Below are 12278 nucleotides of genomic sequence, written 5' to 3' on the forward strand. Positions count from 1 at the left end.
ATAAGATGAAAATATTGGTTACTGGTTGTAATGGGCAGGTTGGGCATTGTATCGTTCAGCAGCTATCAGATTCGACAGTTGAATTCTTAGCCGTTGATCGAGATCACCTTGATATTACTGATCAAGGTACTGTTTTCAATATAGTAAGAAAATTTCAACCTCATATCATTATTAATGCAGCTGCTTATACTGCAGTTGACAAAGCAGAAGAAGAAGTCGAGTTATCTTATCGAATTAATCGTGATGGACCGAAATATTTAGCGCAAGCCGCGAATGAGATTGGGGCTGCTATCCTGCATATTTCTACTGACTATGTTTTCTCTGGAGAGTTTGATGGTGAATATAAAGAAACCGATGTCACCTCTCCACAAGGGATTTATGGTGAGAGTAAGTTAGCTGGAGAAATTGCTGTTTCTGAAGCATGTGAACGAAATATTATTTTAAGAACAGCATGGGTCTTTGGTGAGCACGGCAATAATTTTGTGAAGACAATGCTAAGACTGGGAAAAGAAAGAGACAAACTTGGAATTGTTTCCGACCAGTATGGTGGTCCAACATATGCGGGAGATATTGCCGCAGCATTGATAAAAATTGCAGAATCAATTTATGACAGACAATCGATTCAGTATGGTATTTACCATTTCTCTGGTTTACCTCATATAACTTGGTTTGATTTTGCTAAAACAATTTTTGATGTAGCTTTAGATAAGCAACTATTATCGAAAAAGCCTCAGTTAAGTCCCCTTTCTACCGAGCAATATCCGACTCCAGCAAAACGTCCGGCTAACTCAAGATTGTCAACAGAGAAGATTAAACAAGAATTTGGTATTTCTGCTAGTGATTGGCAGAAAGCATTAATTAATTTAGAAAATTACAAGTTGTAAAGAGCGATGAAAGTAATAGAAACTGAAATTCCTGAAGTAAAAATTATTGAGCCCGCAGTTTTTGGTGACGAACGTGGCTTCTTTATGGAAACGTGGCAACAGAAAAAATTTGAAGAGTTAGTGACAGGTAAACCGACAACTTTTGTCCAGGATAACCACTCAAAATCAAAGAAGGGTGTCCTTAGAGGATTGCATTATCAAGCCCATCGTATGCAGGGAAAGCTTGTTCGAGTTATTTCTGGTGCAATGTTAGATGTTGCTGTGGATATTAGACTTGACTCTTTAACTTTCGGGAAATGGGTAGGTGTTGAGTTATCATGTGAAAACAAGAGACAACTATGGATACCAGAAGGTTTTGCTCATGGTTTTTTGACATTAACCGATGATGTCGAATGTTTATATAAAACTACTGATTATTATTTCCCTGAATATGAAAAAACCATTTTATGGAATGATAAAGCATTATCCATAAATTGGGGAATCTCTGATCCAGTTTTATCAGAGAAAGATAGTAAAGGGATATTGTTTAATAAGTTGTTCAGTTTGAGAGAAATAAAATGAAACGAAGCAATAAAGGCTATGAGGTTTTAAATTTTTTGCCAATGGGGGATGATCGGGGGTACCTTATAGCTATTGAAGGAATGAATCATATACCGTTCAATATAGAAAGGGTGTTTTATGTTTATGGTACTATGAGTGATAAATCTCGAGGTTGTCATGCCAATAAGAACACACGATTTGTTCTGGTTTCGATCTCTGGGAGCTGCTCAGTAACTGTTCATAATGGGGCGAGTAGCGAAGATATTATTTTGGATAGTAAGACAAAAGGTTTGTATCTTGATAGAATGATATGGAAGGAAATGCATAGTTTCTCTTCAGACTCTATTCTTATGGTCATGTGTAGTGAAAAATATGATAAGGATGAGTATATTAATAATTTTGATGAATACATGAGGGTGGTTAATAGAGATGATAGATAAGCTTCAATTACTCGATTTTATTTTTGAAGGGAATGCATCACGTCAGGAATTAAAGGAATACAATCCTGTTTTTGTCAAAAAAAATTATAAAGTGTCAGTTTATCGTAATCATTCCTTTGAATTAGTCAGTAATGTTATATCTCCATTTTTAGATTTATCTGAAATAGGAATTACTTTTGAGTATAGTGATTATGATGATTCTCTAACATTTTTCAATCTAGACTTAGAATCAGATCTTATGATTCTATGGTTAGATTTAAGCAGATATACTAATAATGAGTATGAAAGCTTTATAAAAGAGAGACTCGAAGCTCTAAAAAAAATGTATGCAAAGAATATATTATTCGTTAATTTTGGTAGAACAATTAATTTGGATGATAATAGAATTTGTTTATATAATATTGATAGGTGGGAAATTTTTTTAAATAGTTCCTATATAGATGAACGTCTAGAGCGTTTTTCTGGAACAAAAATGAGTATGAAAACTTGTGAATTAGTTGCTCGTGATTTGGGGCTCAACTATATCCCAGCATTACTTCAGCCTAACTTAAAGTGTATTGTAGTCGATCTAGATAATACTCTCTATAATGGTGTTTTAGGTGAGGATGGTATATATGGCATATCTATTAGTGAAAGTCATGTATGCCTACAGAGTAAATTAAAACAATTAGCAAAAGATGGGGTTTTTCTTTGCATCGCATCTAAGAATGATGAGAGAGATGTAATCGAATTATTTGAAAAAAGAAAGGATTTTCCATTGGAAAAATCTGACTTCACATATATTGAGGCCAATTGGAATAGTAAGTCTATTTCGATCAGAAAAATTGAAGAATATCTTAATATAAATTCAAGTAGTTTCTTATTTATAGATGACAATATTGGGGAGCTTTTATCTGTTTTTAATGAACATCCTCAAATTAAATTTATTCATGCAAAGGATGATGCATCAATCACTTTACGTGCTTTAGAAAACTATCCTGGATTGCTAAAACTAAACATAAATAAAGAAGATACTATTCGGAAAGCAGATGTTGAGGCTAACTCAAAAAGACAAGAATTATTGAATACAGTATCAAAGGATGAGTATATAAAAAGTCTAGGGATGGAGTTAGATTATGCAATTGATGATCATGATAGAGTGGATCGTATTTCAGAATTAGCGAATAAAACAAATCAATTTATCTTTTCTTATCAACGATATAGTAAAGCAGAAGTTAATAATTTAATGTCTTCTCATGATTCAACAGTTGTATCGGTATCTCTTAGAGATAAATTATCGGATTCAGGTATTATTGGTGTCATTATTTTAAAATTAATTGATACTGACTCTGCTTTGTTAGAAGAATGCTTTGTAAGCTGTCGTGCTCTTGGACGAGGTATTGATAGAGATATTGTTCTAGGAGCTATTGATAGTGGATTAAAAAAATTAAATGTAGAGAAGTTGAAAGTTCAATATAAAAATGGTGAGCGCAATAGTCCAGCTGTTAAATTTATAAATGATTATTTATATAAACATATAGATATTGAAAATAAATTAGAATTTTCTTTTGATAATGTTTTTTTGAAATTGAATGTAAAATTATAAGGAGAAAATAATGGAAAACAAAATTATAGAAATAATTTCACGTGTGTCCAAGAAAAAATCAGAAGATATTTTAAATAATATGTCAGAGAAAGAACTTTGGGATTCGTTTGCACATTTAGAGCTGATTCTTTCTCTTGAAGAAGAATTTGACCTAATGTTAGATCCTGAAGAAATTGCAGAAATGAGAACGCCATTAAAGGTAATTGAAGTAATTAAAGACAAGATTTAATAATATGAAAAAAAATATTTCAATTGATGGTGTTTCATATAGACTTCGTCCAGTAAGATTAGATGATGCGAACTATATAGTAAAACTACGTTTAGAAGATTTAGAACGTTCTAAATATATTAATCCCATTTCTAATGATATTAAAAAGCAAGAGGAATGGATTTCACAGTATTTGAATAAAGAAGATGATTATTATTTTGTTATTGAAAATATATTTACTAATAAATCAGAGGGTTTAATAAGTATTTATAATATCAATAATGAAAAAGCTGAATGGGGACGATGGGTTATATCAAAATCCTCTATATCAGCTATCGAAAGTGTAGATTTAATTTACCAAGTTGCATTTAACTATCTTGGTTTGAAAAGATTATACTGTCGTACAATTGTTGATAATATTGCTGTTGTCGCTTTTCATGATAATATTCCTCAAAAACGTGGTTCCATTATAGAAAATCATGTATCTATCAATGGTATTCAATATGATGTTATTGAACACTATGTTGATGATGATTATTATCAACATAATCTTAAGTTCCAACTAGAGGAAAAGTGTGACCTTGCCTTAATAAGAAATATGAGGCTCACGTTAGGGAAATTTGATTTTCATCATATTGGTGTCGCAACTAGAAATATTGAACAAGAGTTTGCTACATATAGAATTCTTGGCTACAAAAGAGAGGGGGGAGTATTTCATGATGAAAATCAGGGTGTTAAGGGACAGTTTATTACAGCTAAAAATCAACCAAGGCTAGAATTATTAGAGAATCTAGAAGGAAGTAATACACTGAATAAGTGGTTGGACAATGGTATAAAAAATTATCATTTTGCATATTTAGTTGACAACATTGAATCTGCTATCACAAGCTTGGGATTCAAAAGATTCAGAATTATATCGCCTCTAAAAAAATCCACTTATTTTGGAAAACGAATTTGTTTTTTAGTTATGTCTAATCGATTCATGATTGAGCTTATTGAGAGGTAATATGGATAATGTTAGAAAGGTAGTTATATACTTTCCATGGAAGGAAGTTTCTGGTGGTCCGATCTACCTAGCTAGATTAGCTGATGCATTAGCTATAAATCCTAATTACAAGGTTTATTATGTTGATTATGAAGATGGATTTTCTAGACAACTAATATCTGAGCCTACAGTGGAAAAAATTACTGTTAGTCAAAGTGACTTTTCTATTCCGATTACTGAACCTATAACAGTCATAACCCCAATATATTTTGCCTGTTGGCTACCACCATTACACCCCGAAAGTAAAGTGCTCTTTATAAATTGGCATGTTTGTTGTATTCCAACTTTACAGCATAATTGGAATGCATCAGATTTTATAATAAATAAATTCCTTAAAATGGTTTCTATAACTAATTCTGTATTTTTTTGTGATGAGTCACATAGAATTGGACAAAATACCGAAAATGTTAAATTTGAAAAAAATATTGTTCCTATAACATTACCTGTTATAGAGCGTCAAGGTCAAGTGAATTTAATAAATCAAGATGAAGTAAATGTTGTTATCCTTGGGCGACTATGTAGAGACAAAATATTTGGTGTTATAAATGTTTTAGATAATTTAGATTTAGTTAATGTTGATAAAAAGAAAGTTGTTCATATTGTGGGTAATGGTCCTGATAAAGATTTAATCAATGTGGATAAATATAAAAGCTTAGAGATAAAATTTGTTGGCGAGATAACTCATGCAGAGCTAACTAATTATTTAATATCATACTGTGATTGTTTATTTGCAATGGGAACTTCCGTACTTGAAGGTGCTGCTCTATCTATTCCTTCTGTTATTATTCCTCATAATATGAAACCTATAACATGTGATAAGTATGTATATATTCAGGATACAAAAGGTTTTTGTTTAGGATGGTATGATGATCAATTTGAAGAGCTAGAACTTGAACCTATTAAAATGTCTCAAGTGATACAGAGCATTGTGAAGGGGGATGGGAAAAAGAATATTGGTTCATCTGCATATAATTACTATAGTGACAATCATACAATTAATAAAGTTATTGAGTTATTTGTAAATGCAATAGAGGGGACAAATTTAACATATGAATGCTTAAAAAATATTTTAGGTGAAAGTAATGTGTTGAAATCTTTATCTATAGGTAATGTTAATATATTTACATTAAATAAAAATCTGAATGGTGTTGATGCGAAATTATTAGGTAAATGGAATATTTTTAGTTTGAGAAATAGTTCTAACCCTATATGGAAAATTATTTCCATTAAAAATTTGGATTTTTTTGAAATAAGAAAATGTGAAAAATTTTATAAGTTCAAATTTAGAGGAGTAAGAGATAAAAAAAATAGTTTAAATCCAGAATCTTCTCTCTTCAATATCAATGATAAGTATGAAAGAGAAGATATTATAGAAAATTATCAAAAAAAATTATTTGAAAAACTTGATAGAAATAAATATAAAATAGAAGATATTATAGAAAATCATCAAAAAAAATTATTTGAAAAACTTGATAGAATTGACTATTCCAATGTTATCATGATGGATACTTGTGATAAAATTTTGTCACAAGAATCATTACAATTTTTTTGTGGAGATATAAAAGATAGTTATATTGATCTTATTAAAAATTTGGATGCTCAAAGCATTGATATTGTTACTAGGATTATAAGCCGAATCCAGAAGTATATGTTAGAAAGTACATGTTATTTTTGGATGACGGAGGACGAAGAATCTGAATTTAGAAAAATGATGGACTCACACACATCTAAAATTTGTCAGTTGAGTAATAATTCTTATTCTTACGGAAGTTACATTCTTCCTTGTAATATAATTACATCGACAGTCTTTTATTATAAATGCTTTATGCCGGAATTACTTCACCTAAATAAATATAAGAACAAACATATTATAGATGCTGGAGGAAGTTTTGGTGACTCTGCTTTAATTTTATCAGAATATACTAAAGAGCGAGTTCATGTTTTTGAACCAACGGAATTGATGTTTGAAATGGCGCAAAGAACTATTTCGGATAATGCATTAAAAAATAAGGTTGTTCTAAATAAGTTAGCGTTAGGAGAACAAGAACAAAAGTTAAAGATTAGAGTTCAAGATGATTATTCAACATTATGTTTTAATGATAAATATGAGAGTGGAAATACACTTGAAATGATAGATGTTATAAAGCTAGATGATTATGTTAAAAGCAAAAAATTAAGTGTTGGTGTTATAAAGGTCGATGTTGAGGGCTTTGAAGAAAAGTTATTACAGGGTGCTCTAGAGACAATTAAATCTCAAAAACCGGCTTTACTCTTTAGTATATACCATAACTCTGAGCAGTTTTTTGGTATAAAGCCTTTTATAGAACAATTAAATTTAGGATATAGCTTTAAAATAAGAAAACCGTTAGATAGAAGCGTAATTGTTGATACAATTTTAATCGCTGAAGTATGTTGATATTGATTGGGTAATGTTATGATTAAATTTTTAGATTTGCATAAAATTAATAATTTTTATCGTTCGGAGATAGAAAATCAAATTTTTTCAGTGTTGGATAGTGGTTGGTATATATTAGGCAATAAAAACAAAGAGTTCTGTAAAAATTTTGCTGAATACTGTGGTACAGATTATGCCTTGGGTGTAGCAAATGGTCTTGATGCATTAAATTTAATTATTGCTGGTTATGGTTTTGGGGATGGTGATGAAATTATAGTACCGGCTAATACTTATATCGCTAGTATTCTTGCGGTGTCTCAAAATGGGTGTACTCCTATTCTTGTAGAACCAAATATCGAAACATATAACATTGATGTTGACAAAATAGAAGAAAAGATTACAGATAGAACAAAAGCAATAATGGTTGTACATTTATATGGACAGCCTGTGGAGATGGAAAAAATATGGTTGTTATCTAAAAAATATAATATCAAAATAATTGAAGATTGTGCTCAAGCTCATGGCGCTTCTTATGCTGGAAGTCGAGTTGGTAGTTTAGGTGATGCTGCAGCATTTTCTTTTTATCCCGGAAAAAATTTAGGTGCTTTAGGCGACGGTGGAGCTATCACTACTAATGACGAAGAACTATACAAGAAGATAAAATGTTACGCAAATTATGGTTCAAATATTAAGTATCATAATGAATATAAAGGAGTTAATTCACGCTTAGATGAGATTCATGCAGCGGTTCTAGATGTGAAGTTGAAACACCTTGATAATGATAATAATAAACGTTCAATTATTGCTAATTTCTATATCAATAATATAAAGAATGAAAATATAATTCTTCCCCAAGTGGCTGATAAGTGTGTTTCTGTATGGCATGTTTTTCCTATTCGTGTTCAAAATAGGCAGCGGTTTATTGATTTTCTAAACGATAAAGAAGTAGAAACTTTAATCCATTATCCAATTCCCCCACATAAACAGAAAGCATATAAAGAATGGAATGACATCACACTTCTGGTGACTGAATGTATACATGAGCAGATTGTTTCAATACCTATAAGTCCTGTTATGACACTGGATGAGGCAAGAATAGTTGTGGATGCAATAAATGAATTCTCTTGATGAAATAAATAAAGTATTAGAGCATAATAGAAATTACTTTTTATTCTTAGAGAAGTGTATAGTTAGAACAAGCAGTTTATTCATTAAGTATATTTTAGCTAAGAGAGCAATAAAATTAGCTGTCTGGTCAAGCACTGGACAATATTGTTCTCCAGTTATTGAAAATGTCTATCTAGAGATAGCTAAAAAAATACGTTCTCCAATAGGGGATAAGTTTGAGAAGAATTCAACTCTTCATATAATGACTGAATGTTATGGTGTTGGAGGTCATAGTAAAGTAGTTGAGCGCTGGATATCTTTATGCGAGAATACCGAGAAGCATTCTATAATATTTACTAATCAGAAAGTAAAATCTATTCCTCGAGTTTTTTTAGAGTTAGTCAAACAAAAAAAAGATGGAGAGGTTATTTCTCTTTCAAACTATAATTTTATACTGTCCAAGGCAAAGATTTTAAGGAAGTTGGCTTCTGGCTATGAACGCATTGTTTTACATACCCACATGTATGATGTTGTGCCTTTAGTCGCTTTTGGAACAGAGGATTTTACGAGACCCATCATTTTGTATAATCATGCGGATCATCTTTTTTGGCTAGGGGCTACAATTGCTGATACTGTTGCTGAAACAAGAGAATGGGGGAAACTTTTTTCACAATCTTATAGAAATATAGAATATTCTAGTGTGCTAAGTATTCCACCTGAGAACTTACAGCTAGTAGGTGTGAATAATATATCAGTACCTATTGACGGTATTCGCTCTGATTACTTTACTATTCTTTCTGTTGGTTCTGGGCATAAATTCATCGAATTAAATAATGATAATTATACAAATTATATGAAATGGGTACTGAAAAAATATAGTAATGTTATATTTATACTTGTTGGTCCAATAAAAGGGCTCTTCTCAGAATGGGATAAATTGTCAGAATTATACCCTAATAGAATTCATATCATAGGCCCCAAACCTAATGATGAACTCCATCGATTGATTCGTTCTAGCCATTTAGTTGTTGATTCATTTCCTATGAGTGGAGGAACTGTATTAGGAGATGCAGTATCCTTGGGAGTCCCTGTACTTGCATTGAGAAGTATAACTGGGCATTTGGATTATACATATAAATCTGAAAGTTATTGCAATTCTTTTGAAGAACTTTTATATAAAACGGAGAGATTTTTTTCTGAACCAATTTATAGAACTATTCTTTCTAAAGATATTATCCAATACTTTAATGAATCTGAAAATATTCAAGAATGGAAATTGCGTTTAGATACAATTCAGAAAAATTTACCTCAAAAACATAAGCTGAAAAAAATAGATCAGCCGAAAACTCATGAATTTAGTGATCTGGATAGGTTTATATTAAAAGTTCATGAGTCTAAAAGAACTATATTTAATTTTTTCGGGATTATAAGTATTTCTGTATATAGACGATTTGGTATTTTAAGAATGTCGATTGAGAGAACAAAGTTATAGGTTATAATAATTTATTATGATTAATTTAAATAAAAAAATTCAATACTTTTTTGATTTAGTATTGATTTTAACTAGAAAAGAAATAAAAGTAAGATATAAAAATAGTTTTTTAGGATATCTTTGGTCTCTAGCTAACCCTCTTTGTTTCGCAATGATTTATTATATTGCATTTAAAGTTTTTATGAGAGTTAATATTGAAAACTATACATTATTTCTTATTTGCGGCTTATTTTCATGGCAATGGATGGCTAATTCTATAACCCACAATCTTTTTTCCTATGTAAATAATGCCCAGATAATAAAGAAAATAAATTTTCCTCGTTCAGTTTTGCCACTTAGCTCAATATTAATGGAAGGATTCAATTTTATAATATCCATTCCTGTTATATTATCATTTTTATATTTCTATAATATAGAATTTCATTCTTTTAGTTATATTGTGTGGATTCCTATTTTATCATTAATACAAATATTTATAACCTATGGATTATCTTTGGCATTAGCTACATTGAATCTATTTTTTAGAGATGTAGAAAGATTTGTCCAGCTCGGTCTAATGATGTTATTTTATGCAACCCCAATTTTATATAATGAAGCGATGATTCCTGTTAAATATCAATGGATTATAGATATTAATCCATTAGCAAAAATTGCAGTATCATGGAGGAATTTATTTCTACATGGAACTATTGATTTTAGCTATATAATTTCATCCCTAATAACTGGTTTTGTTTGTATGTGTATTGGCTGTTTAATATTTAATAAATTGAAATATAGATTTGCAGAAGTATTATGACTGATTATGCTATTATTGTTGAAAATGTAACTAAAAAATACCCTTTATATCATCATATTGGATCAGGATTGAAAAATATATTTATAAATCCAAGAGAATTTTTTTCTTTTCTCAAAAGTTCTAATTATACTGCAATAGATGATATTAGCTTTACTGTAAGAAAAGGAGAATCGATAGCTCTGATTGGTAGAAATGGTGCAGGCAAAAGTACAACTTTAGCATTACTGGCTGGTGTATTGAAGCCAAATCAAGGGGTTGTAAAAATCAATGGAAGAGTTGCTTCAATGTTGGAATTAGGTGGTGGATTTCATCCTGATTTAACAGGAAGAGAAAATATTTTACTCAATGCTGTTCTCTTAGGTCTAACACTTAAAGAAGTAAGATCTTCTTTGAATTCAATTATAGAGTTTTCTGAGTTAGGGGAGTTTATTGATCAACCCATCAGGACTTACTCTAGCGGGATGTTGGCTAAGTTAGGTTTCTCTGTTATCACTTCTATTCAACCCGATATTTTATTAATCGATGAAGTACTGGCTGTAGGTGACTTTGCTTTTCAACGTAAATGTCTTGAAGTCATTAATTCTTTTAAAAGTAAAGGAGTGACGATTTTTCTAGTTTCTCATAATATGGATGATGTTAGGAAATTTTGTGATAAAGCGATATGGATAGAAAATCATAAACTCAAGAGTTTTTTACCTGTTAATGAAGTTATAGATGAATATATATCTAGCTATTAATTTATATAATTTTTATGAGAAAATTTATATTTATGAAACTATTTAAAAAATACCATTTGTGACTAAATATTTGTTTTCGAGAAAATGCTCTTATTATTTTTTGAAATTCTTATAGATGAAAATTTATTATTTAGTTAAAGGTTGATATTTGTATATGTATACTTATGATGTTATTGTTTGCTCTCATGAAGGTGTTGATTTTATTGAAGAGCAGTTAAGAAGTATATTATCTCAGACAATTAAACCTCATAAAATCATTGTTTCAGATGATAGTGTCTCACCAGAGACAATTATAAAGGCAAAAGACGTTTTAAATAATGACTTAGATATTGATTACTTAATTATTAAAGGGCCTCAGGAAGGTGTTACTTCTAATTTTTTATCGGCCTTTAAATATAGCTGTAGCGATTTTTTATTTTTTAGTGATCAGGATGACATATGGGAATGTAATAAAGTTGAATTTTTCTTTCAACTTGTCAAGGGCGAACAAATAAATGAGAAATTGTTAATTTTTTCTGATGCTTCTCTTATTGATGAATGTGGAAATAAAATCGCTGGTAGCTTTATTAAAAAACAAGGTTTAAGGGTTGAAATTCTTAGTGATGACTCTATACAGTTAGAAAATTGTATTCAAGGGGCTGCTTGTTGTATTAATAGTCATTTGCGTGAACTGATAAATCAAGCGATTGAGAGCCTTGATTCTCAAACGATTATTATGCATGATTGGTTGATTGCAATGATCGCTCGTTATTCATCTTACATTATATATACGGATGAAAAGCTTTTAAATTATAGAATTCATAGAAATAATCAAATAGGGTATATCGGTATATATAGAAAGATAATAAATTTTATATGTTCCCCCCAGCGATTTTGTTTAAAAATCAATGATTATTTAATTCAGAGAAATGCAATCCTTAATTTTCTTCTTACGAATGAATATATAACTAAAGATACACTCACTAATCCTAATCTTAGCAAATTGCAAAGATATAAAAGAGTAATATTTAGACTACTTATGTATATAAATAAAACCTGATGATTATTGT

General features: G+C 30.2%; 12 protein-coding genes. All 12 read left to right on the forward strand.

The window, feature by feature from the left end; all coding sequences use genetic code 11:
* Positions 1-5: 5 nt before the first annotated feature.
* The gene (gene rfbD / locus VR7878_RS11275) at positions 6-884 is read left to right on the forward strand and encodes a dTDP-4-dehydrorhamnose reductase (protein ID WP_077336195.1); all 879 of its coding nucleotides are present in this window, start codon (positions 6-8) and stop codon (positions 882-884) included.
* 6 nt (positions 885-890) lie between these two features.
* Positions 891-1445, forward strand: coding sequence for a dTDP-4-dehydrorhamnose 3,5-epimerase (rfbC, locus tag VR7878_RS11280; protein ID WP_077336196.1), 555 nt, complete (start codon positions 891-893; stop codon positions 1443-1445).
* A complete protein-coding gene (locus tag VR7878_RS11285; RefSeq protein WP_077336197.1) occupies positions 1442-1864 on the forward strand; it encodes a sugar 3,4-ketoisomerase in 423 nt (140 codons plus the stop codon). The genes rfbC and VR7878_RS11285 overlap by 4 nt, the downstream gene beginning before the upstream one ends.
* Positions 1854-3449, forward strand: a complete 1596-nt coding sequence (locus tag VR7878_RS11290) for an HAD-IIIC family phosphatase (RefSeq protein ID WP_077336198.1) — start codon at positions 1854-1856, stop codon at positions 3447-3449. The genes VR7878_RS11285 and VR7878_RS11290 overlap by 11 nt, the downstream gene beginning before the upstream one ends.
* A 10-nt stretch (positions 3450-3459) precedes the next feature.
* The gene (locus VR7878_RS11295; protein WP_077336199.1) at positions 3460-3678 is read left to right on the forward strand and encodes a hypothetical protein; all 219 of its coding nucleotides are present in this window, start codon (positions 3460-3462) and stop codon (positions 3676-3678) included.
* 4 nt (positions 3679-3682) lie between these two features.
* On the forward strand, positions 3683-4663 hold the full coding sequence (locus VR7878_RS11300; RefSeq protein WP_077336200.1) for a GNAT family N-acetyltransferase: 981 nt from the start codon (positions 3683-3685) through the stop codon (positions 4661-4663).
* A gap of 1 nt (position 4664) precedes the next feature.
* Positions 4665-7118 (forward strand): FkbM family methyltransferase, encoded by a 2454-nt coding sequence (locus VR7878_RS11305; RefSeq protein ID WP_077336201.1) that lies wholly within the window; start codon positions 4665-4667, stop codon positions 7116-7118.
* 18 nt (positions 7119-7136) lie between these two features.
* Entirely contained in the window at positions 7137-8225 is a 1089-nt protein-coding gene (locus VR7878_RS11310) for a DegT/DnrJ/EryC1/StrS family aminotransferase (protein ID WP_077336202.1), read from the forward strand.
* Positions 8212-9696, forward strand: a complete 1485-nt coding sequence (locus VR7878_RS11315) for a glycosyltransferase family protein (protein WP_077336203.1) — start codon at positions 8212-8214, stop codon at positions 9694-9696. Before VR7878_RS11310 ends, VR7878_RS11315 begins: the two co-directional genes overlap by 14 nt.
* Before the next feature lie 16 nt (positions 9697-9712).
* Positions 9713-10492: an ABC transporter permease gene (locus VR7878_RS11320; protein WP_077336204.1), complete on the forward strand. Its 780-nt coding sequence runs from the start codon at positions 9713-9715 to the stop codon at positions 10490-10492.
* Positions 10489-11229, forward strand: coding sequence for an ABC transporter ATP-binding protein (locus tag VR7878_RS11325; protein WP_077336205.1), 741 nt, complete (start codon positions 10489-10491; stop codon positions 11227-11229). The genes VR7878_RS11320 and VR7878_RS11325 overlap by 4 nt, the downstream gene beginning before the upstream one ends.
* 154 nt (positions 11230-11383) lie before the next feature.
* Complete coding sequence (locus VR7878_RS11330; protein WP_077336206.1) at positions 11384-12268, forward strand: glycosyltransferase; 885 nt, start codon at positions 11384-11386, stop codon at positions 12266-12268.
* Positions 12269-12278: the final 10 nt, after the last annotated feature.

Source organism: Vibrio ruber DSM 16370 (assembly GCF_900163965.1).
GTDB lineage: Bacteria > Pseudomonadota > Gammaproteobacteria > Enterobacterales > Vibrionaceae > Vibrio > Vibrio ruber.

Coding starts and splice junctions, on each gene's coding strand:
- rfbD (WP_077336195.1), top strand. CDS start 6: ATGAAAATATTGGTTACTGGTTGTAATGGGCAGGTTGGGCATTGTATC.
- rfbC (WP_077336196.1), top strand. CDS start 891: ATGAAAGTAATAGAAACTGAAATTCCTGAAGTAAAAATTATTGAGCCC.
- VR7878_RS11285 (WP_077336197.1), top strand. CDS start 1,442: ATGAAACGAAGCAATAAAGGCTATGAGGTTTTAAATTTTTTGCCAATG.
- VR7878_RS11290 (WP_077336198.1), top strand. CDS start 1,854: ATGATAGATAAGCTTCAATTACTCGATTTTATTTTTGAAGGGAATGCA.
- VR7878_RS11295 (WP_077336199.1), top strand. CDS start 3,460: ATGGAAAACAAAATTATAGAAATAATTTCACGTGTGTCCAAGAAAAAA.
- VR7878_RS11300 (WP_077336200.1), top strand. CDS start 3,683: ATGAAAAAAAATATTTCAATTGATGGTGTTTCATATAGACTTCGTCCA.
- VR7878_RS11305 (WP_077336201.1), top strand. CDS start 4,665: ATGGATAATGTTAGAAAGGTAGTTATATACTTTCCATGGAAGGAAGTT.
- VR7878_RS11310 (WP_077336202.1), top strand. CDS start 7,137: ATGATTAAATTTTTAGATTTGCATAAAATTAATAATTTTTATCGTTCG.
- VR7878_RS11315 (WP_077336203.1), top strand. CDS start 8,212: ATGAATTCTCTTGATGAAATAAATAAAGTATTAGAGCATAATAGAAAT.
- VR7878_RS11320 (WP_077336204.1), top strand. CDS start 9,713: ATGATTAATTTAAATAAAAAAATTCAATACTTTTTTGATTTAGTATTG.
- VR7878_RS11325 (WP_077336205.1), top strand. CDS start 10,489: ATGACTGATTATGCTATTATTGTTGAAAATGTAACTAAAAAATACCCT.
- VR7878_RS11330 (WP_077336206.1), top strand. CDS start 11,384: ATGTATACTTATGATGTTATTGTTTGCTCTCATGAAGGTGTTGATTTT.